Genomic DNA, 24,759 nt, shown 5'->3' on the forward strand with positions numbered 1-24,759 from the left:
CAGTAGCGCCCGTGTTACCTTGAGGTCCGGTAGCGCCAGTAGCGCCCGTGTTACCTCGAGGTCCAGTGGCACCGGTAGCGCCAGTAGCGCCCGTGTTACCTTGAGGTCCGGTAGCGCCAGTAGCGCCCGTGTTACCTCGAGGTCCAGTGGCACCGGTAACGCCAGTAGCACCCGTGTTACCTTGAGGTCCAGTGGCACCGGTAGTGCCCGTGTTACCTTGAGGTCCGGTAGCGCCAGTAGCGCCCGTGTTACCTCGAGGTCCGGTAGCACCAGTAGCGCCTGCTGGTCCAGTAGGTCCGGTAGGTCCTTGAATGAACGAAGCAGAATTAACTAGAGCAGTTTGTAATGCTGCTATTAATTTAAGAAGCTCTTGAAGTGTGCAAGGGTCAATTCGGAATAATTTTGTAATGTATAGTAAATAGTTAATGAGATTTTGAAGCTCAATAAATACAGCGCTTGCTACAAAGGTTGGATTTCTTAATATAGTTATTAAGTTTTTAATAATAGCTAACCCTTGTGCTTTCAGGGAGGAAGTAGCGTCTAGTGAACAAATAAATTTACTTAGTAGGTTCAATGTATCGATTAGATCTTCAATATTTTGGGGAGATGGATTTGCAAAAAGTGTTGGGATTATTTTTGTTAAATCAATAATAATCGCACGAAATGTTCTAAGTTGAGCTTTAGTAATTGGGATTGATGGAGTATTTGGGATTCGTCCAGCGCTACTTGGAAAGCATGGTTTGGAGAATTTGTTTTGATTGTCGTTATAACGAGACATTAAATCTCTCCTTTCTCACGAAAATGTGAACGAAACTCATCATAGTAGATGCAGAAATTAGTTAAATGGTCATAGTAAAATCGTTTGTTTAAAGAAAAAATAGAAAAAACGCCTTACAATAAGGCGTTTTTTCTATTTTCTGCGTATTGATAATATCGCTTTAATGAAATTTTTGATTTGAATCCAGCGAGCTTTATAATTTCTGATTCAGGAGTTTCTTTTTTTATTAAGTTTAAAATATAGGTGTTACGAAAATGTTGTCCTGAAATTCCTTTACGTAAATTGGCTCTAGCCACTTCGAGGCGAATCATTTTTTGTATAGCAATTTCCGTTAATGCCTTTGGTGCATCATTTTCATATACCCACCTGTATGTTCCGCGGTTAAAATCAAATGCGACAAACAATGAATCATCACTATGATACTTAGGACGAACTGGTTCTGGGATACTTTTGTAATAATTATATAGTTGTTTTTTGTCTTCTTTTGCTAATGTAATTGTTCTTTCTACACCTGCGGTTGCTGGGATTGACAATGTGTTAGTTTCAAAGTGAACGTGATGCATTGTTAATGCTGTAAGTTCCTGTAAGGATAAACCGTAGTCGATCAATAGATTTAAAATAGCAATATTGCGATCCATTAATAAAGGGCGCACAGGAAGTTGTTTTTCTGAAAGTCCTTCTAATGAAGTGACTATATACTTTAATCTTTTTTCTTCATCAGGTGAAATGAAATCTTCGTTACGAAGTGTACGGTCTGGTTGAATAGATATTTCCATATTCTTCAATGGATTGGGAATGTTTAGAAAGTGATGCATTCTATTTAATACAGTAAATACACGATGCATCGTTTTTTCTGAGTAATGTCGATTCGTTTTTAAATCGGAAAAGTAATCTTCGTAGTCTTTTGTACAAAGTGTAGCCCATATATTACTGGAAGGGAGCTTTTTGTTTTTTTCTAACCAATGTCCGAAGTCTTCAACGTCATAAACATAACGTTTAATAGTTGAGGGTTTTCGGCCTTTATTCAATAAAAAAATAGAAAAGGCTTGTATTGTATCATGGAATTCCGTTGTCTCCATAGTCCCACCACCTTAATTATTTCTTATATTATAGCAAACTTTTCTGAAAATAGGCATTTACAAGGGGGACAGGAATAATAATATTTGGTGAGTGGATAAAGTGAAACTATAATCAGTGGGGATTTTGTTCATCCTCTGCGATTATTAGTTGAACCAATCGGGCATTTACGGGCGGTTATCTCCCGCTTAAATACCAAACGTTTGCTGAATGTCGAGGTGGGAGTCTTACTGCTCGCAAATAGCGGGATAAAATGAGGTGATTGTATGGAACAATCGATGCGAAAGAAAAACAACAATCAAATTAATATTGTGTTAAACCATCGAAAGAAAATTTCTTTGCCAGCCGCAGAAAATAAAACGGTAATTTCAAATGAAACTACAATTAAACATGAAATGCTGCAGAGAATTGAAGAAGAGATGGGGAAGCTTGTTGGGATGGATGATATAAAAAAGATAATAAAAGAAATATATGCTTGGATTTATGTGAATAAAAAAAGACAAGAGAAGGGATTGAAGTCTGAGAAGCAAGTGCTTCATATGCTGTTTAAAGGGAATCCGGGTACAGGGAAGACGACTGTTGCTAGAATGATAGGAAAATTGCTGTTTGAGATGAATATTCTATCGAAAGGCCACTTGGTTGAAGCTGAACGTGCTGATCTTGTAGGAGAGTACATCGGCCATACAGCTCAAAAAACAAGAGACTTAATAAAAAAAGCAATGGGAGGTATTTTGTTTATTGATGAGGCGTATTCTTTAGCTCGAGGAGGAGAGAAGGACTTTGGAAAAGAAGCAATTGATACGCTTGTAAAACATATGGAAGATAAACAACATGGTTTTGTATTGATTTTAGCTGGATATTCAAGAGAGATGAATCACTTTCTTTCATTAAATCCAGGGCTGCAATCTCGTTTTCCATTTATTATTGAATTTGCGGATTACTCGGTAAATCAGCTATTGGAAATTGGAAAGAGAATGTATGAAGATCGTGAATATCAGTTATCAAAAGAAGCTGAATGGAAATTTAGGGATCATTTACATGCGGTGAAGTATTCGTCGCAAATTACATCGTTTAGTAATGGGCGGTATGTACGGAATATTGTTGAAAAATCAATTCGTACACAGGCGATGCGGTTGTTGCAAGAAGATACGTATGATAAAAATGATTTAATTGGAATATCGAGTATGGATTTGATGCTCGAAGAGGAGACGCACAGTACATAAACTGTGCGTCTATTTTTGTGTATAAGTTCGTTTACTCTTTTTTTGCTTTTTCTTGGTGCGCTTTATGGAAGCGTTCCATTTTAGCGCTCTTTTCGTGTGCTGAATTAGGGTCGTGTCCAAATTGGTTTACTGAACTTTTTTGAGCTCCTTTATTAACGTGGTTTGTCATTTGTATTCACCTCACTTTAAAAATTAGTATAAACATTATATAAAGAAAAAATCGTTAGAAAAGAAAAACCTCTTTACGATATGTAAAGAGGTTAGATTGCTATTTATGCATTGAACGTTCTTTCGTTTCGATACGTCTGTGCGGTAAATGCCATTTGTAATGAATAGAAACCATGCGGAAGCAAACAATTAAAATGAATAAAATGTAAAGGGCCCAATCGCTAACAATAATTTGAGCGCCAATTAAGAAACCTGCTAAAATTGTCCAAAAGGCATATACTTCAGCTCGAAGAACGAGAGGTTTTCTGCGGGCTAAAAGGTCGCGAATGATACCGCCGCCGATACCAGTTAAAACAGCTGCCACGATTGTGGCGCTAATTGGTAAATTTAATTTTTGAGCATATAATGCTCCTTGTACAGCAAATGCTGATAAGCCGATAGCGTCAGTGATATTTTCCCACTTTTTCCAATGTCTAATTAACTTATTTGGAAAAAGAAAAATAATAGTCATTGATAAAAGTGCGATTTGGAATAACATGTCTTGTTGCCAAAACGCGACAATCGGATAACCGATTAATAAATTACGAAGGGCACCTCCCCCAAATGCGGTTGCCATTCCTAAAATATACACCCCGAAAATATCATAATCCTCTTCCATTGCAACAATGGCTCCGCTTAGTGCGAAAGCGATTGTGCCTATGATGCTAAAAATCTCCCATGCCATGAATTTTCTCCCCCGCTAACTAGATGAAATATGCTTCCTCTGCTATTATATTAGAAGGTTTAAATTTCGAAAAGGATGAGTGAACATATTTGATGGAAGAAAAAGAAAAAGTCATATTAGTAGGCTGTCAATTGCCGCAAGATGATGATGAAAAATTTATGCATTCCATGAAAGAGCTTGCATCACTAGCTAAGACTGCGAGAGCGGAAGTGTTAGTTTCAACAACGCAAAAACGACCGAAGTTTCATCCGGCAACTTACATAGGTAAAGGGAAATTAGAAGAGCTTACAATGCTAACTGAAGAATTAGAGCCGGATGTTATTATATTTAATAATGAATTAACGCCGAGTCAAATTCGGAATTTATCCTCAGTATTAGATGCGAGAGTAATTGATCGAACGCAACTAATACTAGATATTTTTGCGCAACGTGCGAAGTCGAGGGAAGGTAAGCTTCAAGTAGAATTAGCTCAGTTGCAATATACAATGCCACGTCTTATGGGGCAAGGGTTGTCCTTATCACGTCTTGGTGGTGGTATTGGAACGAGAGGACCGGGTGAGACGAAACTTGAGACGGATCGTCGTCATATTCGATCGCGTATTGATGAAATAAAGAAACAACTTGCAGTTGTTGTGGAACACCGAAAAAGATATCGTGAGAGAAGAAAAGACAATAAAGTATTTCAAATTTCATTAATAGGCTATACAAATGCAGGGAAATCGACACTGTTTAATAGATTAACGGAAGCTAATACGTTTGAAGAAAACCTTCTGTTTGCAACACTAGACCCAACGACGAGGAAGATGCCCTTACCTTCTGGTTATACAGTATTACTAACTGATACTGTTGGTTTTATACAAGATTTACCCACTTCATTAATTGCTGCTTTTCGTTCAACACTGGAAGAAGCGGGGGAAGCAGATGTTATTTTACATGTAGTTGATTCTGCGGATCCTAACTACATAGGGCATGAAAAAACAGTAAAACGATTATTATCAGAACTTGAAATCAATCATATTCCTATTATTACGTTATATAATAAAAAAGATGAATTACATCAAAACTTTATTCCGTTTCCGAAAAGTGATTTCTTAATGACTAGCGCTTTTGAAGAAAGTGATGTATTGCGTATAAAAGAAGCGATAGAAATGAAAATGAAGAAAGAAATGGATCGTTATCGAGTAGAAATCCCTCCGAGTGAAGGTAAGTTATTAACGCTTTTAAAGACGGAAACGCTATTAGCAAAGATGGAGTTTCTGGAAGATAAATTTGTATATGATTGTGCAGGGTATATTTTTACTCATTCATCGCTTAATGTGCAATTAAAGAGATTTTTAGTGGAAGAAGGAGAAAATAAAAATGTTTGATCGTTTGAAAAATGGAGAAAAAATTGCTCCAATCGTAAAAGAAGTAGAGAGTCAGATTACAGAAGTACATAAACGTGCGGATGAAGTAATTGAAAGTAATCAGTTTCGTGTATTAGAAAGTTTTCGTAAACATAAAATTAGTGACTCGCATTTTATCCCGACGACAGGTTATGGTTATGATGATATTGGCCGTGATACGTTAGAAAAAGTGTATGCTGATGTATTTGGGGCGGAAGCTGGACTTGTTCGTCCGCAAATTATTTCAGGTACTCACGCTATTTCTACAGCGTTATTCGGTATTTTACGTCCAGGAGATGAGTTATTGTACATTACTGGGAAACCGTATGATACGTTAGAGGAAATCGTTGGTGTGCGTGGGAAAGGTGTAGGTTCATTTAAAGAATATAATATTGGTTACAATGCAGTTCCGCTAACTGAAGGTGGGCTTGTTGATTTTGAAGCTGTTGCAGCAGCGATTCATAGTAATACGAAAATGATCGGTATTCAGCGCTCGAAAGGTTATGCTACTCGTCCATCGTTTACTATTTCTCAAATTAAAGAGATGATCGCGTTTGTTAAAGAAATTAAACCTGATGTTGTTGTGTTTGTAGATAACTGTTATGGTGAGTTTATTGAAGAGCAAGAGCCGTGTCATGTTGGTGCAGATTTAATGGCGGGTTCGCTTATTAAAAACCCAGGCGGGGGAATTGTAAAAACTGGTGGTTACATTGTCGGTAAAGAACAGTATGTTGAAGCGTGTGCATATCGTTTAACATCTCCGGGAATTGGTGCGGAAGCTGGAGCGTCTTTATACAGTCTGCAAGAAATGTATCAAGGGTTCTTCTTAGCGCCACATGTTGCAGGACAAGCGCTGAAAGGTGCAATTTTTACAGCTGCGTTTTTAGAAAAGTTAGGAATGAACACGTCACCAGCGTGGAATGCACCAAGAACAGACTTAATTCAATCTGTTCAATTTGATGATAAAGACCGTATGGTTGCCTTCTGTCAAGCGATTCAATATGCATCTCCAATTAATTCGCATTTTACTCCGTATGCAAACTATATGCCAGGTTATGAAGATGATGTAATTATGGCGGCGGGAACATTTATTCAAGGTGCAAGTATTGAATTATCTGCTGATGGTCCGATTAGACCACCGTATGTTGCATATGTGCAAGGTGGATTAACGTATTCGCATGTTAAAATTGCGATTTGTTCTGCGATTGATGAATTGATTGAAAAGAATTTATTAACAATTTCTTAAAGGGGAGCTGTCGATATCGGCAGCTTTTTTCGTATAAAAGTAACGATTTATGCGATTAGAAAAAAGAATGAAAAAATTTATAAAAAAATCATGTAAGAAAAGCTAACATCTATTGACACTAAACATAACATGTTATAAAATGAGAAGCAGTTAAGGCGAAGGAGGAACTGAAAAATGAAAGAAGATAGACGTTCTGCCCCGCTGTTTCCAATTGGTATTGTTATGGATTTAACACAATTGTCTGCACGTCAAATTCGCTACTATGAAGAGCATAATCTTGTTTCTCCAACCCGTACAAAGGGGAATCGTAGATTATTTTCATTTAACGATGTAGATAAGTTGTTAGAGATTAAAGATTTGTTAGATCAAGGCTTGAATATGGCTGGTATTAAGCAAGTGTTACTAATGAAAGAAAATCAAACAGAAGCAGTGAAAGTAAAAGAAGAAACGAAAGAAATTTCAAAAACTGAGCTTCGCAAAATACTTCGAGATGAACTACAACATACAGGTAGATTCAATCGAACTTCATTGCGACAAGGTGACATTTCAAGATTTTTTCACTAAAGATAACTGATTCTGAAGGCGATTAGAGGGACTAAGGAGGAATTTATAATGTCTAGATACACAAAAGAAGATATTTTCCGTTTGGCGAAAGAAGAGAATGTAAAGTATATCCGTTTACAATTTACGGACCTTTTAGGGGTAATTAAAAACGTAGAGATTCCAGTGAGACAATTAACGAAAGCTCTTGATAACAAAATGATGTTTGATGGATCTTCGATTGAAGGTTTCGTACGTATTGAAGAATCTGATATGTATTTATATCCTGATTTAGACACTTGGGTAATTTTCCCTTGGACAGCTGAAAAAGGTAAAGTAGCTCGACTAATCTGTGATATTTACAATGCAGATGGCACTCCATTTGATGGAGACCCACGTAACAACTTAAAACGTGTGTTAAAAGAAATGGAAGCTTTAGGGTTTTCAGACTTCAATCTTGGACCAGAGCCAGAATTCTTCCTATTTAAGGTTGATGAAAAAGGAAATCCAACATTAGAACTAAACGATAACGGTGGATACTTCGACCTTGCGCCGATGGATCTAGGGGAAAACTGTCGTCGTGATATCGTTCTTGAACTTGAAGAAATGGGATTTGAAATTGAAGCATCTCACCATGAGGTTGCTCCAGGGCAGCATGAAATTGACTTTAAATATGCAAATGCAATTCGCTCATGTGATGACATTCAAACATTCAAACTTGTTGTAAAAACAATTGCCCGTAAACATGGTTTACACGCAACATTTATGCCGAAACCACTATACGGTGTGAACGGTTCAGGTATGCACTGTAACTTATCATTATTTAAAAATGGTGAGAACGTATTCTTTGATGCAAACGGTGACTTACAACTAAGTGATGATGCTCGTCACTTCATCGCAGGTATTTTAAAACATGCACCAGCATTTACAGCGATAGCAAATCCAACTGTAAACTCATATAAACGTCTAGTACCTGGATATGAAGCGCCTTGTTACGTAGCATGGTCTGCACAAAACCGTAGCCCGTTAGTACGTATCCCTGCATCTCGTGGTATTAGTACACGCGTAGAAGTACGTAGTGTTGACCCAGCTGCAAACCCATATTTAGTAATGGCTACATTATTAGCTGCAGGTCTTGATGGAATTAAAAACAAATTAACTCCACCAGCTGCAGTAGACCGTAACATCTATGTAATGACAAAAGAAGAGCGCGAAGAAGCAGGTATCGTTGACTTACCAGCAACATTAGCGCAAGCATTAGTTACATTACAATCTAATGAAGTAGTATGCGGTGCACTAGGAGAACATTTACTTGAGCACTTCATCGAAGCGAAAGAGATTGAGTGGGATATCTTTAGAACACAAGTTCACCAATGGGAACGCGATCAATATATGTCTCTATACTAAGAGGCTTGAACCCTTGATACAACTCGTATCAAGGGTTTTTTAATTCCCTATTATTACAATTTTATATGGTTGCAAAATGAAAAACAGCCACATAAAAGCCAATAATTAATAACAAGTAGTGATATCATAGAAAAATATTATCAGATAAATGTAAGTTTTATATAATTTGTGAAATGAAAAAGCCTTGATACTACGGTATCAAGGCTTTTTTAGTGAAGTTATTGGATATGTTAACTACTAGATAATGGATTGTTTTTGGTTATTTTGAATCATGTTACTAAGAAAATCTTTTCAAAAGAATTGATCTTATCTTTTTTAATCACTTGTGCTAAAACTTAATAATTCTTTACTGCCTTGTACAACGCGAGCGATGATTTTTATGTCCTCATCTGCAAGGCTATAAGTTTGTGGCTTGTGAATCAGATTATTACTCAATGATATTAACGTAATGATGCTCAGTTATAACACAGTCTTATTCAGAATTTCGTTAGTTCATTTTCTAAATTTAGGGAATAAATATAGCTTAGTACCTTGCAATAAATAATACTAAGTGGTATATTATGGATAAAACAGGTACCGTGTATTGAACAGTACTAAGATAGGAAAGGAGGATAACACTTGAACGTTCAGTTTAAAAAAGGTGTGCTTGAACTTTGTGTATTAGCACTTGTAAAACGTAAAGATAGTTACGGTTATGAACTTGTTCAGCAAATTTCTAATAAATTTTTAATATCGGAAGGGTCAGTATATCCTTTGTTACGTCGTTTGACGAAAGAAGGGTATTTTCAAACGTATTTAAAGGAATCTACAGAAGGGCCACCTCGTAAATATTATCAATTAACAGAGCAAGGGGAGACGCAATTTCATTTGTTAGTAACAGAATGGCGTGATTTTGCGAAAGGGGTACAAGAAATTATTGAAGGGGTGGAATGGGATGAGTAAAGAAGGGTTTCTTAAAGAATTATCAAGTTATCTTAGAAAGTTACCAGAGGAAGAGAGGCAAGATATTTTATTGGATTATGAAGAGCACTTTCAGTTTGGACTAGAAGAGGGGAAAACTGAATCAGAAATAATTCAGGGCCTTGGTTCTCCGAAAGTAATCGCAAAAGAGTTACTTGCGATGTATCGCTTCGATGAAATGAAAAAAAATCCATCGACTTCAAATGTGACAAGAGCTGTTATGGCAGCGATTGGACTTAGTTTGTTTAATTTTATTATTGTGTTAGGCCCGTTAGTCGCAATTGTTGCTTTTATATTTTCTTTTTGGATTGGTGGTATTGCTAGTGTAGTAACACCATTTTTCGTTATTGGAAAAGTATTTATGGGTACTTTTATATGGTTGGATCTTTTCGTTAGTATAACGTTTGTTGGAGTAGGTTTATTGTTGTGTATTATCGCTTTTTATAGTACAAAGTGGTTTAAGAGATTGTGTGTACGATATGTAATATGGAACTTCAAAATGATAAAAGGAGAGTAAATGATGAAAAAACTATTTTTAATCGCTATCGCTTGTATCATTATTGGAGTAATAGGAATTTCCCAAACATATGAAAAAGCAGTACAAACTGCTGAAAAAGGCGATAAAGAAGATGTAATTAAAAACGAAACATTAAAAAATATAGAAGTTAAGTTAGATGCCGGAGATATTGTTATCCAAAAATCTCCTGATTCTTCTTTTTATGTAAAGCAATCAGGAGATGTACGTAAACAAGAGATTCGTATTGCAGAAGATGGTGACACATTAAAAATTATTGGGGAAAGAGAAAAAGGTGCTTCATTTGATTTTTCTTTTTATGATTTTAGGTTTCAAACGTCTAAATTGACTCTCCTTGTGCCCGAACGCTCTTATCAAGATGTAAAAGTAAATTCATCTGCTGGACAAATCGAAATGAGTGATGTGAAAAGTGATAGCGTAAGTGTTAGAACACTTGCTGGAGAAGTAGAGTTGAAACAAGTAACGGCTAAGAATGTGGAGGGATCGACAAAAGCTGGTGAGGTGAACTTTAAGAAGGTATTAGGGAAAGTGACCGCAAAAACAACAAGTGGGGAAATAAATATTCAAGATCATGATTCCAAGTATAATCTAGAAGCAAGTTCAACTGCGGGAGATATAGATATTACTTTATCGGAAAAACCACAAGATGCGGTAATTACTGGGCAAAGTGCTGCCGGAGATGTAACAATTTTTAATGAAGAAAATAATAACGTAACAATTGGCAATGGTAGTAAAAAGATTAGCGGTAAAACGGCTGCGGGAGATGTGACGATTGAAACTCGTTAATAAGAAATAGAATGTATGGAAATCTATCAAAATACAAAAAAGAAGATAATTACCGTATATAAATAAGGTAATTATCTTCTTTTTATTATTTTTAATGTAAATCACGATATACGCCAATTACTTTCCCGATAACTGACACTTGTTTTAAAATGATAGGTTCTAATGAAGAGTTTTCTGGTTGTAGACGGAAATGGTCTTTTTCTTTATAGAAACGTTTAACAGTTGCTTCGTTATCTTCTGTTAAAGCGACTACAATTTCACCATTATATGCAGACTGTTGTTGGCGAACAACAACTAAATCTCCATCGAAAATACCAGCTTCAATCATACTATCTCCAGAAATACGTAACATGAACACTTGGTCTGCTCCAGCAACAATACTAGCTGGAAGTGGGAAATGTTCCTCTACGCTTTCGACCGCTGTAATTGGTAAACCGGCAGTAACTTTTCCGACAATTGGAACTTGAATAACAGATTGTGTTTCCGTATCCATTCGGTCTTCACCTAAAATTTCAATGGCACGTGGTTTTGTTGGATCGCGTCGAATGTATCCTTTTTCTTCTAATCGTGATAAATGTCCGTGCACTGTAGAACTAGAAGCGAGGCCGACTGCTTGACCAATTTCACGTACGGAAGGTGGATATCCTTTTTCTTGTACTTTTAGCTTAATAAAGTCGAGAATGTCTTGCTGGCGTTTCGTTAACTTTTCCATGTTTTCTAACACCTCGTTTTCTTTCATTTTTCTTATTAATAAGTATAACATGTGAAAAAACATTCTACAAACATAAGTTCGAACAAATGGCGGATTTATGTTACACTATAGGGAAATAATAGGGAGAAAGAGGGGTTCAAAATGAATGCAATTATTTATGCACGTGTGAGTACAACGAAAGAAGCGCAAGAAACATCATTATTACGTCAAAAAGATGAATTATTGCATTTAGCTGAGCGCTATCAAATGAATGTTACTAAGGTGATTGAAGAGCAGGCTAGTGGATATACAATTGAACGTGACGGTATATTAGAGGTGCTGGATACAATTCGAGACGAACAAATTGATGTGTTACTTATACAAGATGAAACGCGCCTTGGTAGAGGAAATGCGAAGATCGCATTAATGCATTGTTTACATAAAGAAGGCATAAAAGTATATACGCATACACATAATGGTGAATTACAATTGTCGGATTCTGATTCGATGGTATTAGATATTATTGGTATTGTTGAAGAATATCAAAGAAAGATTCATAATTTGAAAATTAAACGAGGTATGCAACGTGCAGTAGAAAAAGGTTATCGTCCAGAAAATAATTTAAAAAATCGTCATTTAAGTGTAGGAAGAGAGAAAAAAGAAGTGCCAATTGAGGAAATTGTACGTTTGCGAAAAAGTGAACTCACGTTTGAAGAAATTGCAGCAACATTACGTGGATTTGGTCATAATGTTTCAAAGGCGACTGTACATCGTAGATATGTAGAGTATACGAAGCAATTGCTTGATAAAGAAGAGTAACTATTGTATGATAATAATCAGTTTTGATTAGAAGGGGGATTCGAGATGATTAATCACGAACTCGTTGAACGCATTAACTTCTTAGCGAAAAAAGCAAAAGCTGAAGGTTTAACTGAAGAAGAGCAACGTGAGCGTCAATCGCTACGTGAACAATATTTAAAAGGATTTCGTCAAAATATGTTAAACGAACTTAAAGGAATTAAAGTTGTTAACGAAGAAGGTACAGATGTCACACCGACGAAATTAAAAGCTTTAAAAAAGCAAGATAATGCAAAATTAAATTAAAAGATGGGCGAAGCCCATCTTTTTTTATTTGTAAAAATCGTTATTTAATAACTTTCCAGTTGTTATTAACTGTTGCTTCTATCGTTTTATGTTCCAATATATAATTAGCGATAAGTTCAGACATATCTGTGGGTATATCTTTTACTACCGGTTTGTTTTGAAACATAAAGAAATTTCCCCCGCCACTTGCACGATAATTATTCATTACAACTTCATATTCTTCATTCATATTAAGAGGAGCACTGTTATGCTGTAAAGATTCTACTCTTTCACCAATTGGTTTTGAAATGTTTAATACATATGAAATCCCTTCCCACATATCATAATTATAATGTTGTGGTTTTGGTTCTATGTAGGTAGGACTTACGATGATGGATCCATCTGTTTTTAATGTGAAATAAGAAGCAGAGAGTTCAAGAGCGGCTTTTATATCAGCTCCAGTTATTCTAATTACTTTTAATGTGTTTGGATAAATATAATTAGAAACGATGTCACGCATTGTTACATGTTCCGGGAAACCTGGAGATGTATTATGGAACAAACTTGTACAAGAAATTGATACCTTAGCTATATCCATCTGTATTTTATTTATGAATTCGATAAAAGGATGATCGTGCAAACGAGTTTGCATAGCATCTGAAATTTGCATGTCCCCCTGAATGATTCCAATAGGTTGATCAAGCCACTTTTGTGTTTTCTCTTCGTAATCGGCTACCAATGAAAGTACATCTTGGTCCGCTTCAATTCCTTGTACAGATAATAATTCAGAAGAGCTCTCTTTTTTTACCCATTTACGTTTCGTTTTTTCGAATGTTACTTTTACTTTGCCGACTGAGTGTCCATTGCATCCGGTCTGTAAAATTGTTACACCGTTAGCCATTGTGTGAGAAATTTCTCGGTGTTGATGACCTGTTAGTAAAAGATCTATGCCTTCAATTTCATGGCACATTGCATATCCTTGGTTTTCACCTGTTAACACTTCAGTAGGTTCCCCGGTTTGTAAATCTTTTTCAAATCCACCGTGATAGGCTACGACTAATAAATCGGGTTTCTCATGTTCGCGAATATAAGAAACCCATTTTTTTGTAGTCTTTAATGCATCTTCAAATAGTAAATCTTTAATGTGATGGGCCTGTTCCCAATTTGGGATGTAATGTGTTGTTACCCCTAAAATAGCGATTTTTATATTGGATTCAATCTGTTTGATTAAATAAGGTTTTCCGAAATAAGGTTTGTTTATGTTTTTATCTAATATGTTTGCTGATAGGTACGGGAAGTTCGCAGTAGTCACAGCATTATTTAATATATTCATCCCGTAATTAAATTCATGATTGCCGATAATTGCAGCGTCATATTGTAAGTAATTCGCTAATAAGGACATTGGATTTTTTTTGTTTTTTTCGTATGTAACGTAATGATAAGTAAATGGTGTTCCTTGAATAAAGTCGCCATTATCAATTAAAAGAACGTTTGTATTTTGGGAACGTTCTTTTTTTATAAGAGTAGAAATTTTAGCTAAACCAAGTTCTGCTGGGGAGTTATCTTGGTAGTGAATAGGATAAACAGTGCCATGTATATCGCTTGTTAATAAGATGTTTAAAGTTACAGTTTGATTTTGTTCCAATATGACTCACCTTTTCTATTGTTATCTTCCAATTAATCATATCAAATATGTGAAGTGAATTTTGATGTGAATGTATAGAATGTGTAAAGATTCTGTAAATAACCAATTGTGTATCAAAATATGTGATATATTTCTTCATGTTTACGGAAGGTTATTTTATAACAAGAAAAATGGAGGCATTAATATGTTGAAAAAAGTTTTTGCAATGAGTACAACAGTTGTACTAGCGGCCGGATTATTAAGTGGCTGCGGGACGAAAGAGTCCAGTGCAAGTAAAAATGAAGATACGAAAAAAGGTTATGTACCAAAGACCTTAAATGTTCAATTTGTTCCTTCTCAAAATGCGGATACGTTAGAGGCAAAGGCAAAACCATTGGAAAAGCTATTAAGCGATAAATTAAATATTCCGGTAAAAGTTAGTATTTCAACGAACTACAATACAATTGTAGAAGCGATGGCATCTAAACAAGTAGATGTAGGATTTTTACCGCCAACAGCGTACGTATTAGCACATGAAAAGAAGGCTGCAAATGTAATTTTACAAGCACAACGTTTTGGAGTAGAGGATGAAACAGGAGCTCCTACAAAAGATTTAGTAGATTATTATAAATCTGAGTTTGTTGTTAAAAAAGACTCTAATATAAATAGTGTAAAAGATTTAAAAGGTAAAAAGATTGGTTATCAAGACGTAACATCATCAGCAGGGTATGTATGGCCTGCAGCTGTTCTATTAAAAGAGGGAATTGATCCGTTAAAAGATGTGAAACCTGTTACATTAAAAGGTCACGATCAGTCGCTTATTGCTCTTTTAAATGGTGACGTAGATGCAGCTGTTGTATTCCAAGATGCTCGTAATATTGTAAAAAAAGATTATCCGAATATATTCGAGCAAACGAAAATAGTGAAATTTACGGAGAAAATTCCAAACGATACGATTTCGGTACGTTCTGATTTAGATGAAGAGTGGAGCAAGAAATTACAGGATGCTTTCATTGAAATTGGAAAAAATGAGGAAGGCCGTAAAATCATTAAAGAAGTATATTCTCATGAAGGATATATTAAATCTGATGATAGTAAATTTGATATTGTTCGTGAATATGGAAAGACAGTGAAGACGCAATAATACATAGTGAAATGGCGGCTAGCTGGAAGGTGTGAGATTTCAGTTAGTTTGCCGTTTTTTAGTTATTGATAATACATTGAAAGTAGGTAAGCTGTGTGATAGAGTTTCGAAATGTTTCTAAAATGTATCCGAATGGCACAAGGGGATTGAATAATATAAATTTAAAGATTCAAAAAGGTGAGTTTATTGTAATGGTCGGATTATCCGGAGCTGGAAAATCTACACTTCTCAGATCCGTAAATCGTCTTCATGAGATTACAGAAGGAGAAATCATTATTGAAGGTGAGTCTATTACTTCTGCGAAAGGAAAAGGATTAAGGCGTATGCGCCGGGATATCGGTATGATCTTCCAAAGTTTTAACCTTGTAAAGCGATCAACAGTATTAAAAAATGTATTAGCTGGTCGTGTTGGATATCATTCCACATTACGTACAACGTTAGGTTTGTTTCCGAAAGAAGATGTGGAGCTCGCATTTCAAGCATTAAAAAGAGTGAATATTTTAGAAAAATCATATGCGCGTGCTGATGAATTATCAGGAGGACAACAGCAACGTGTATCGATAGCTAGAGCATTGGCGCAAGAAGCAAAAATCATATTGGCAGATGAGCCTGTTGCATCGTTAGATCCACTTACGACAAAGCAAGTGCTAGATGATTTGAAAAAAATTAATGAAGATTTTGGAATCACGACAATTGTAAATTTACATTCTATTGATTTGGCTAGACAATATGCGACACGCATTATTGGATTACATGCAGGAGAAATTGTTTTTGACGGTTTAGTAGAAGAAGCAACGGATGAAAAATTTGCTGAAATTTATGGGGACGTTGCTCAGAAAAGCGAATTATTAGAGGTGGTAGTAAAATGAATGACGTGACGATATATTCAAATGAAATACCGAAGCCGCCGAGTAAATTGAAACATATGTTAACGTTTATTTTAGTTATTTTAATGCTGTGGAGTAGTAGTGTACAAGTAGATGCATCATTTTCAAAACTGGTAGACGGTTTTCCAAATATGGTAGATCTATTGAAAGAAATGGTGCCACCTGATTGGAGTTATTTTCAAGTTATTACAACAGCGATGTTAGATACAATACGTATGGCGATTATTGGGACGACCTTAGGAGCGATTTTAGCTATTCCACTTGCATTGTTTGCAGCAAGTAATGTGTTTACTAACACATTTTTATACAGTCTAGCTCGAATGATTTTAAATTTTATACGAACAATACCAGATTTATTATTGGCGGCTATTTTCGTAGCGATTTTTGGAATTGGGCCACTTCCAGGTATTTTGGCTCTTACTTTTTTTTCAATTGGACTTGTAGCGAAATTGTTGTATGAATCAATTGAATCAATTGACCCTGGCCCACTAGAAGCGATGACAGCTGTAGGGGCTACTAAGGTACAATGGATTGTTTATGGAGTCATTCCACAAGTAAAAGCACACTTTGTTTCCTATGTACTATATACATTTGAGGTGAATGTACGTGCAGCGGCTGTCCTAGGTTTAGTAGGAGCAGGTGGTATTGGACTATATTATGATCGTACACTTGGATTTTTACAATATCAACAAACTGCTTCTATAATTATCTATACCCTTATTGTTGTTTTGTTAATTGACTACATTAGTACATTGTTGCGGGAGAAACTATAATGAATAGAACGACGATGATTGTGCCAAAACCGAAGAAACCGAGTATATATCGCTGGATTATTTTAATAGCACTTACAGTTGTATATGTATGGGCCTTTTCAGGAGTACCATTAGAAGGGATAAAGGACACAGCAGGTGAAATCACGAAAGCAATTATGACAGGGATATTAAATCCAGACTGGTCGTATGTATCTTTGCCAGATGGTGAAGATTTATTACATGGATTAATTGATACGTTGGCAATTGCGATATTAGGTACATTTATTTCTGCATTTTTATCTGTTCCGTTTGCTTTTTGGGCGGCAACGAATATGAGTAGTGGAAAATTAACTTCAGGATCTGGGAAATTTGTACTTAGTTTTGTTCGTACGTTTCCTGAATTAGTTATGGCTCTTTTATTTATAAAAGCTGTTGGTCCAGGCTCTTTTGCAGGAGTATTAGCTTTAGGATTACATTCTATTGGAATGTTAGGGAAACTATATTCAGAAGGAATTGAAAACATAGATAAAGGACCGACGGAAGCGTTGCTAGCAACAGGAGCAAACCGTTTTCAAATACTTTGGTATGCAGTGTTACCACAAGTGTTACCAGATTTTCTATCGTATACGTTATACAGATTTGAAATTAATGTAAGATCCGCTGCGATTTTAGGGGTTATTGGAGCGGGAGGGATTGGTACACCTTTAATTTTTGCGCTGAGTTCACGGAATTGGTCTCGTGTTGGTATTATTTTATTAGGTATTATTTTAATGGTAATTATAATTGATTTGATTTCAAGTTCGATTCGGAAACGGATTGTTTAACTTATTTGAAAAGCATCGAAGTTAGATGCTTTTTTATGTTTTTAAAAACGTATTTAAAAATGTAAGAATAGAAGAAAATTGTATAAATATACAGATAATTCTCTTTCTTTTTAAAATAAAAATAATGAAAAAGTATGTCATATTGAATGCCCATACATTCCCGGAAACATTGATTTTTTTATAAAAAATCAAAAAAATATCAACATATTTGTCGATACATGTTGTATAATCTTGCGTGGGAAGCTATCATATAAATGTATAAAACGTTTACTAATATAAGCGAAGGGAAGAATAGCATGTCACATTCAATCGAACAACTTTCTATCAACACGATTCGCACATTATCCATCGATGCGATTGAAAAAGCAAACTCTGGTCACCCAGGAATGCCAATGGGTGCAGCACCAATGGCTTATACATTATGGACTCAATTTATGAAACACAATCCAAATAACCCAACGTGGTTTAACCGTGATCGTTTCGTATTATCTGCAGGTCATGGTTCAATGTTATTATACAGCCTACTTCACCTATCTGGTTATGATGTAACAATGGATGACTTAAAGAACTTCCGTCAATGGGGAAGCAAAACTCCAGGACATCCTGAGTACGGTCATACAGCTGGTGTAGATGCAACGACTGGTCCACTTGGACAAGGTATTGCAACTGCTGTAGGTATGGCAATGGCTGAAAGACATTTAGCTGCTAAATATAACCGTGATGCGTATAATGTAGTAGATCATTATACATACGCTATTTGTGGTGATGGAGATTTAATGGAAGGCGTTTCTGCTGAAGCATCTTCATTAGCTGCTCATTTACAATTAGGTCGCCTTGTTGTGCTTTATGATTCAAACGATATTTCATTAGATGGCGATTTAAATCGTTCATTCTCTGAAAGTGTAGAAGATCGTTACAAAGCATACGGATGGCAAGTAATCCGTGTTGAGGATGGAAACGATATTGAAGCAATCGCGAAAGCAATTGAAGAAGCGAAAGCTGACGAAAAACGCCCAACGCTAATTGAAGTAAGAACGACAATTGGTTTCGGTTCTCCAAACAAATCAGGAAAATCAGCTTCACATGGTTCTCCACTTGGTGTAGAAGAAACAAAATTAACGAAAGAAGCATATGCTTGGACTGCTGAGCAAGATTTCCACGTAGCAGAAGAGGTATACGACAACTTCCGTAAAACAGTACAAGATGTTGGTGAAACTACGCAAGCAGAGTGGAACACTATGCTAGGTGAATATGCACAAGCATACCCAGAATTAGCAAACGAATTCCAAGCAGCAATGAACGGTCAACTTCCAGAAGGTTGGGAGCAAAACTTACCAACTTATGAATTAGGATCAAAAGCAGCAACTCGTAATTCTTCTGGTGCTGTAATTAATGCAATTGCAGAGTCTGTACCATCATTCTTCGGTGGATCTGCTGACCTTGCTGGTTCTAACAAAACATACATGAATAACGAAAAAGACTTTACAAGAGATGATTACAGCGGTAAAAACATTTGGTACGGTGTACGTGAGTTCGCAATGGGTGCAGCAATGAACGGTATTGCATTACATGGCGGTTTAAAAACTTACGGTGGTACGTTCTTCGTATTCTCTGATTACTTACGTCCAGCAATTCGCCTTGCAGCATTAATGCAATTGCCAGTAACGTATGTATTCACACATGACAGTATCGCTGTTGGTGAAGATGGTCCAACACATGAACCAGTCGAGCAATTAGCAGCGCTTCGTGCAATGCCGAACGTTTCTGTTATCCGTCCAGCTGATGGTAACGAATCTGTTGCAGCTTGGAGACTGGCTTTAGAATCTACAAACAAACCAACTGCTTTAGTATTAACTCGTCAAGACCTTCCAACATTAGAAGGTGCAAAAGATGATACGTATGAAAAAGTAGCAAAAGGTGCATATGTAGTTTCTTCAAGCAAGAAAGAAACGGCTGATGTTATCTTACTTGCAACTGGATCTGAAGTAAGCCTAGCTGTTGAAGCTCAAAAAGCATTAGCAGCAGACGGTGTTGACGCAGCTGTTGTCAGCATGCCATCTATGGATCGTTTTGAAGCTCAAACTGCAGAGTACAAAGAATCTGTATTACCAAAAGCAGTAACAAAACGTTTCGCAATCGAAATGGGTGCTACATTCGGATGGCACCGTTACGTAGGTCTTGAAGGAGATGTGTTAGGTATCGATACATTCGGTGCTTCTGCTCCTGGTGAGAAGATTATGGAAGAGTATGGATTTACTGTAGAGAACGTTGTTCGTAAAGTAAAAGAAATGCTTTAATGATTTCAGAAAAATCTCTCCGGCATGGAGAGATTTTTCTATGTAAATGAGTTTTTTCGACAGAAAAAGTTTTTTATCTCTCCGCAGTCAGACAATCATTGCAAATTTTCTTATATATAATGAAGAGAAAAGGTTGTCCAGATTGGGAGGGGAAAAATGAAAACGTATGAATTGTATTTAATTCAAGAGGATATTGCGAAATCTTATTTTGGTCGTGAATATTTGTTTTTTGATTTATTTGCTCGATTTTCAGAATCTGGGTCCCTTTCGGAGAAAAAAGTGTTATATAAACAAATGATGTATATAACAAAACCATTGCAAGTAATGAAAATTCATCATAAATTAGAACAAGCTTTGCGCGTTCTTGGTAAATATGATAGAACACATCATACACATACACTTTATACGGGAGCGGAGTACGGTGAAATAATGGTGAAACCGCACTATATTCGTATGAATACCTCTGGAAATGTCTCTATGGAAACGACTTTCTTTGAGGTGTTAAGAAAGTGTGAATTAACATTTTTAGCTATGGATTATGAAAATACAAAGTACGGATGGCTGAATCCTCTAAAACAAGTACGAACATATGTGTAAAAATGTCGAATTGTATCTTGTCTTATTGAAAAGGTTTTAGTACACTGTAAGGTAGACAACATGAAGGAGGAAAATATATGCCAATTTGGTTAGGTATTCTAGTGGGCGTAGTAGCACTAGTAGCAGGCGTGGCGTTAGGATTTTTCATTGCCCGCAAATACATGATGAATTACTTACAAAAAAATCCACCAATTAACGAACAAATGTTAAAAATGATGATGATGCAAATGGGACAAAAACCTTCCCAAAAGAAAATCAATCAAATGATGAGCGCAATGAACAAGCAACAAATGAAATAAGCGCTAAAAGACACTCGCTAAGAGTGTCTTTCTTTTTGTTAGTTACAGTTTTTAAAACTTTTAAAAATTCTGTATTTTTGATAAACTGAAAACATCGCTCATTTTAAGGGAGGAGGAAAAAAATGAAAGTGTTTATGAATTTAGCGTGGTTTTTTAAACAAGAAAAACGAGCATACATAACCGGAACTATTTTATTATTTGGCGTTGCACTTTTAGAACTTGTAGCACCAAAAGTAATTGGAATCGTTGTAGATGAAATTAATGATGGAACATTGACGACCAATAAGTTACTAAATTGGGTTGTACTATTAGTAATTGTAGGTATTACGATGTACATATTACGTTACATATGGCGTATTATGATTTTCGGGTCTTCGTTAAAATTAGCTCGCCAATTACGAAAAAATTTATATGAACATTTTACAAAGATGAGTCCATCTTTCTATCAGTCAAATCGAACAGGTGATTTAATGGCACATGCGACCAATGATATTCAAGCGATCCAGCAAACTGCTGGAGCAGGTGTTTTAACGCTTGTTGATTCATTGGCTGTTGGGGGATGTGTACTCGTAGCGATGGGTTTTACAATTAGTTGGAAGTTAACATTGTTAAGTTTAATTCCGATGCCGATTGTAGCCATTTCGACAAATTATTATGGAACATTATTACATAAAAGGTTTCATAAAGCACAGCAATCGTTTTCGGAAATTAATGATAAAGTGCAAGAGAGTATGAGTGGAATGAAAGTGATTCGATCGCTTGGACAAGAGAAAGAAGATTTGCAGGCGTTTCGAAAAAAATCAGAAGATGTTGTGCATAAAAATGTGTTAGTTGCACGTATTGATTCGTTATTTGATCCGACAATCGCTCTTATCGTTGGATTTTCTTTTTTAATTGCAGTATGTTACGGATCGGTATTAGTTGTAAGAGGTGAATTAACAGTAGGTGATCTCGTTACATTTACGACATATTTAGGTACCCTCGTTTGGCCAATGTTAGCGTTTGGATGGTTGTTCAATATTATGGAGCGTGGGCGTGCTTCATATGACCGTGTAGAAAAAATTCTTTCACAAAAATCAGATGTAGTAAATAGAGAAAATGCTGTACATACGATAGCGAGCGGTAATGTTTCGTTTGCCGTTGATTCATTTTCGTATAAGAAAAATGAACTGTTACATTTAAACGATATTCACTTTGATTTGAAGAAGGGCGAAACGCTAGGAGTTGTAGGACGTACAGGTGCAGGGAAAACGACTTTATTAAAATGTTTAATCCGTGAGTATGATCATTTTAATGGTGAATTAAAAGTTGGGGAGCGAGATATTCGAGATTTAACACTTCATGGTGTCCGTTCTGCTATTTCATATGTGCCACAAGATCATTTTTTATTTTCAGCAAGTATTGGTGAGAATATCGCCTTTGGAAAGGCGGATGCTACATATAATGAAATTACCGAAGCTGCAGATATTGCTTGTATTCATAATGATATCCTCCAATTTTCAGAAGGATATGAAACAGTAGTAGGGGAAAGAGGCGTTTCGTTATCTGGTGGTCAAAAACAGCGAATCTCTATTGCTCGTGCTTTGTTAACAAATGCTGAAATTTTAATTTTGGATGATTGTTTATCAGCGGTAGATGCAAAAACAGAAGAGACAATTTTAAGTGCTTTAAAGAGGGAAAGAGCAGGGAAAACGACGATTATTACTGCACACCGATTAAGTGCAATTCAGCATGCCAATCTGATTCTTGTTGTTGATGAAGGTAGAATTGTACAAAGAGGTACACATGAGGAATTAATGAAGGAAAACGGCTGGTATAAAGAAATGTATGAAAGTCAGCAATTAGAAGCTTTAGTTGAGAAAGGAGGCGTATGATGGTAGAGAAGAAGCGAAGTGATTTAAGTAGATTGCTTTCTTATATGAAGCCATATAAAGGGTTGCTATCTTTAGCATTTATCTTTTTAGTTGGTGCGACAGTAACGGAAATGATGGGGCCTTTTTTAATTAAACAATTCCTTGATGAACACCTAGTACCGCGGGATTTTGAACGATCAGCACTCGTTACTTTATTTGTAATTTACATAGTTGCTCATTTATTAAAAGTATTATTTACGTATTTAAATCTATTGTACTTTCAGAACATTGCTTTTAAGATTGTTCAAGATATGCGAGTTGAAGTATATGAACATGTTCAAAAGCTATCATTAAGTTTCTTTGATCGTACGCCAATTGGTACGCTCGTATCTCGTATAACGAATGATACGGAAGCGATTAAAGATTTTTATGTCAGTGTATTATCAACATTTGTGAAAAATGTAGTCTTTTTAGTAGGTATTTTAATAGCGATGTTTTTATTAGATGTAAAATTAGCGTTATTTTCTCTCGTATTAATTCCGATAATGTTCGCGATTATGGTATTATATCGCCGGAAAAGTGCAGCTTTTTATTTAGAAGTACGTAATCAACTAAGCGTGTTAAATGCAAAATTGAACGAGTCCATACAAGGAATGAATATTGTTCAAGTGTTCAGACAAGAAAAACGTATGAGAAAAGAGTTTGAAGAAGTGAATAATAAACATTATAGTGCAGGGCGACGTACATTGAAGTTAGACGCATTACTTTTACGACCAGCTACGGATTTAGTACATATTGTAGCTATTGCTTTAGTACTAGGTTTATTTGGGATTGATGCTTTAAAGAGCCCTGTTGAAGTAGGCGTTTTATATGCTTTTGTTAACTATATACATCGTTTCTTCCAACCTGTAAATGAGATGATGATGAAATTGTCCTTTTTCCAACAGGCACTTGTTTCGTCATCACGTGTATTTCATTTAATGGACGAGAAAGATTTAGCACCGGTTCAAAAAGGCAATGAGAATCCTCAAGTTGTGGATGGAGATATTGAATTTAAAAATGTTACTTTTTCGTATGATGGAAAGCGTGACGTTTTAAAAAATGTATCATTTCACGTGAAACAAGGGCAAACGGTTGCTTTTGTTGGGCATACTGGTAGCGGAAAAAGTACGATTATGAATTTGTTAATGCGATTTTATAATCTTAAGTCAGGAAATATTGTAATAGACGGTGTAGATTTAGAAAAATTTGAAGAACGAGAAATTAGAAAGAAAATAGGACTCGTATTGCAAGATGCATTTTTATTTGCTGGAAATGTAAAGCAAAATATTCGTATGTATAATGAAGAAATTACGGATGAAGAAGTAAAAGAAGCTGCTCGATTTGTGCAAGCGAATACGTTTATTGAAAAGTTACCAGAGCAGTATGAAACAGAAGTAGTAGAAAGAGGTGCAGCATTTTCAAGCGGTCAACGACAATTAATTGCTTTTGCTAGAACGATAGCAACGAATCCGAAAGTATTAGTATTAGATGAAGCAACAGCTAATATCGATACAGAAACAGAAGAGGCTATTCAAACAGCGTTGCAACAAATGCGAAAAGGTAGAACGACGATAGCCATTGCGCATAGATTATCTACAATTCAAGATGCAGATCAAATTTTTGTGATGCATGATGGAGAGATAGTAGAAAGAGGAACACATCAAGAATTACTAAGTGAGCAAGGTTTGTATTATAATATGTACTTGTTACAAAATAAAGGGAGTTTGCAAAAGGCCTTGTAAATACAAGGTCTTTTTTATTTTGTATACAAAATATATTTACTCTTTGTTTCTATAGCATAAATGTCGTGTCCTCTTATGAAACTTGTACATATTGT

Annotated in this window: 25 protein-coding genes; 19 read left to right on the top strand and 6 right to left on the bottom strand. The window is 35.8% G+C overall.

Annotated elements, in window-relative coordinates; genetic code table 11:
* Both MRP26_RS25080 and MRP26_RS25085 read right to left on the bottom strand, forming a co-directional pair.
* Positions 1-778 (bottom strand): collagen-like repeat preface domain-containing protein (locus tag MRP26_RS25080; RefSeq protein WP_242807044.1); only part of this gene is annotated, 778 nt, incomplete at its 3' end.
* 113 nt (positions 779-891) lie between these two features.
* Positions 892-1,857, bottom strand: coding sequence for a tyrosine-type recombinase/integrase (locus MRP26_RS25085; protein WP_000450330.1), 966 nt, complete (start codon positions 1,855-1,857; stop codon positions 892-894).
* 264 nt (positions 1,858-2,121) lie between these two features.
* Here MRP26_RS25085 and spoVK point away from each other — a divergent pair, with 264 nt between their 5' ends.
* The gene (spoVK, locus tag MRP26_RS25090; protein WP_000438177.1) at positions 2,122-3,078 is read left to right on the top strand and encodes a stage V sporulation protein K; all 957 of its coding nucleotides are present in this window, start codon (positions 2,122-2,124) and stop codon (positions 3,076-3,078) included.
* A 31-nt stretch (positions 3,079-3,109) separates the two neighbouring features.
* Here spoVK and MRP26_RS25095 read toward each other — a convergent pair whose 3' ends face one another.
* Together MRP26_RS25095 and MRP26_RS25100 are read right to left on the bottom strand one after the other, a co-directional pair.
* A complete protein-coding gene (locus MRP26_RS25095; protein WP_000181505.1) occupies positions 3,110-3,247 on the bottom strand; it encodes a hypothetical protein in 138 nt (45 codons plus the stop codon).
* Positions 3,248-3,346: 99 nt separating this feature from the next.
* Complete coding sequence (locus MRP26_RS25100; protein WP_000312267.1) at positions 3,347-3,970, bottom strand: trimeric intracellular cation channel family protein; 624 nt, start codon at positions 3,968-3,970, stop codon at positions 3,347-3,349.
* A gap of 92 nt (positions 3,971-4,062) precedes the next feature.
* Between MRP26_RS25100 and hflX the strand changes: the two genes are divergently transcribed.
* The 7 genes from hflX to MRP26_RS25135 all read left to right on the top strand — a co-directional run bounded on the left by hflX (position 4,063) and on the right by MRP26_RS25135 (position 10,829).
* Positions 4,063-5,337, top strand: coding sequence for a GTPase HflX (gene hflX, locus MRP26_RS25105; protein WP_069356097.1), 1,275 nt, complete (start codon positions 4,063-4,065; stop codon positions 5,335-5,337).
* Positions 5,330-6,601 (top strand): methionine gamma-lyase family protein, encoded by a 1,272-nt coding sequence (locus tag MRP26_RS25110; RefSeq protein ID WP_069356096.1) that lies wholly within the window; start codon positions 5,330-5,332, stop codon positions 6,599-6,601. The genes hflX and MRP26_RS25110 overlap by 8 nt, the downstream gene beginning before the upstream one ends.
* Before the next feature lie 174 nt (positions 6,602-6,775).
* Entirely contained in the window at positions 6,776-7,165 is a 390-nt protein-coding gene (gene glnR, locus MRP26_RS25115) for a transcriptional repressor GlnR (protein WP_000656783.1), read from the top strand.
* Positions 7,166-7,213: 48 nt separating this feature from the next.
* A complete protein-coding gene (gene glnA / locus MRP26_RS25120) occupies positions 7,214-8,548 on the top strand; it encodes a type I glutamate--ammonia ligase (protein WP_000092763.1) in 1,335 nt (444 codons plus the stop codon).
* A 618-nt stretch (positions 8,549-9,166) separates the two neighbouring features.
* A complete protein-coding gene (locus MRP26_RS25125) occupies positions 9,167-9,490 on the top strand; it encodes a PadR family transcriptional regulator (RefSeq protein ID WP_001102628.1) in 324 nt (107 codons plus the stop codon).
* Positions 9,483-10,025 carry a DUF1700 domain-containing protein gene (locus tag MRP26_RS25130; protein ID WP_000031386.1) on the top strand — a complete coding sequence of 181 codons (543 nt, stop codon included), beginning with the start codon at positions 9,483-9,485 and terminating at the stop codon, positions 10,023-10,025. Before MRP26_RS25125 ends, MRP26_RS25130 begins: the two co-directional genes overlap by 8 nt.
* Positions 10,026-10,829 carry a DUF4097 family beta strand repeat-containing protein gene (locus MRP26_RS25135; protein WP_001986547.1) on the top strand — a complete coding sequence of 268 codons (804 nt, stop codon included), beginning with the start codon at positions 10,026-10,028 and terminating at the stop codon, positions 10,827-10,829.
* A gap of 91 nt (positions 10,830-10,920) precedes the next feature.
* Here MRP26_RS25135 and lexA read toward each other — a convergent pair whose 3' ends face one another.
* Positions 10,921-11,541 carry a transcriptional repressor LexA gene (lexA, locus tag MRP26_RS25140; protein ID WP_000413738.1) on the bottom strand — a complete coding sequence of 207 codons (621 nt, stop codon included), beginning with the start codon at positions 11,539-11,541 and terminating at the stop codon, positions 10,921-10,923.
* Positions 11,542-11,682: 141 nt separating this feature from the next.
* Here lexA and MRP26_RS25145 point away from each other — a divergent pair, with 141 nt between their 5' ends.
* On the top strand, positions 11,683-12,339 hold the full coding sequence (locus MRP26_RS25145) for a YneB family resolvase-like protein (protein ID WP_000991471.1): 657 nt from the start codon (positions 11,683-11,685) through the stop codon (positions 12,337-12,339).
* A gap of 45 nt (positions 12,340-12,384) precedes the next feature.
* Positions 12,385-12,624, top strand: a complete 240-nt coding sequence (locus MRP26_RS25150) for a DUF896 domain-containing protein (protein ID WP_000607015.1) — start codon at positions 12,385-12,387, stop codon at positions 12,622-12,624.
* Between the two features lie 40 nt (positions 12,625-12,664).
* On the opposite strand, the gene MRP26_RS25155 is transcribed toward MRP26_RS25150, so the two are convergent.
* Positions 12,665-14,248 (bottom strand): bifunctional metallophosphatase/5'-nucleotidase, encoded by a 1,584-nt coding sequence (locus tag MRP26_RS25155; RefSeq protein WP_071731665.1) that lies wholly within the window; start codon positions 14,246-14,248, stop codon positions 12,665-12,667.
* Between the two features lie 184 nt (positions 14,249-14,432).
* Here MRP26_RS25155 and MRP26_RS25160 point away from each other — a divergent pair, with 184 nt between their 5' ends.
* The 9 genes from MRP26_RS25160 (at position 14,433) to MRP26_RS25200 (ending at position 24,664) form a co-directional block, all read left to right on the top strand.
* Positions 14,433-15,371, top strand: a complete 939-nt coding sequence (locus MRP26_RS25160; protein ID WP_000915066.1) for a phosphate/phosphite/phosphonate ABC transporter substrate-binding protein — start codon at positions 14,433-14,435, stop codon at positions 15,369-15,371.
* A 95-nt stretch (positions 15,372-15,466) separates the two neighbouring features.
* Positions 15,467-16,240 (top strand): phosphonate ABC transporter ATP-binding protein, encoded by a 774-nt coding sequence (gene phnC, locus MRP26_RS25165; protein ID WP_242807046.1) that lies wholly within the window; start codon positions 15,467-15,469, stop codon positions 16,238-16,240.
* The gene (gene phnE, locus MRP26_RS25170; protein ID WP_001000774.1) at positions 16,237-17,031 is read left to right on the top strand and encodes a phosphonate ABC transporter, permease protein PhnE; all 795 of its coding nucleotides are present in this window, start codon (positions 16,237-16,239) and stop codon (positions 17,029-17,031) included. Before phnC ends, phnE (MRP26_RS25170) begins: the two co-directional genes overlap by 4 nt.
* A complete protein-coding gene (gene phnE / locus MRP26_RS25175) occupies positions 17,031-17,834 on the top strand; it encodes a phosphonate ABC transporter, permease protein PhnE (RefSeq protein WP_001082388.1) in 804 nt (267 codons plus the stop codon). Before phnE (MRP26_RS25170) ends, phnE (MRP26_RS25175) begins: the two co-directional genes overlap by 1 nt.
* Positions 17,835-18,130: 296 nt before the next feature.
* Positions 18,131-20,131, top strand: coding sequence for a transketolase (gene tkt, locus MRP26_RS25180; RefSeq protein ID WP_000019776.1), 2,001 nt, complete (start codon positions 18,131-18,133; stop codon positions 20,129-20,131).
* A 156-nt stretch (positions 20,132-20,287) separates the two neighbouring features.
* Positions 20,288-20,728 carry a sporulation inhibitor of replication protein SirA gene (gene sirA, locus MRP26_RS25185; protein ID WP_000860652.1) on the top strand — a complete coding sequence of 147 codons (441 nt, stop codon included), beginning with the start codon at positions 20,288-20,290 and terminating at the stop codon, positions 20,726-20,728.
* Positions 20,729-20,805: 77 nt separating this feature from the next.
* The gene (locus MRP26_RS25190; protein ID WP_001123317.1) at positions 20,806-21,027 is read left to right on the top strand and encodes a YneF family protein; all 222 of its coding nucleotides are present in this window, start codon (positions 20,806-20,808) and stop codon (positions 21,025-21,027) included.
* A gap of 122 nt (positions 21,028-21,149) precedes the next feature.
* Positions 21,150-22,901, top strand: coding sequence for an ABC transporter ATP-binding protein (locus MRP26_RS25195; RefSeq protein WP_197241244.1), 1,752 nt, complete (start codon positions 21,150-21,152; stop codon positions 22,899-22,901).
* Positions 22,901-24,664, top strand: a complete 1,764-nt coding sequence (locus MRP26_RS25200) for an ABC transporter ATP-binding protein (protein ID WP_000229518.1) — start codon at positions 22,901-22,903, stop codon at positions 24,662-24,664. Before MRP26_RS25195 ends, MRP26_RS25200 begins: the two co-directional genes overlap by 1 nt.
* Positions 24,665-24,759: the final 95 nt, after the last annotated feature.

This window comes from Bacillus sp. CCB-MMP212 (assembly GCF_022748145.1).
Classification (GTDB): domain Bacteria; phylum Bacillota; class Bacilli; order Bacillales; family Bacillaceae_G; genus Bacillus_A; species Bacillus_A cereus.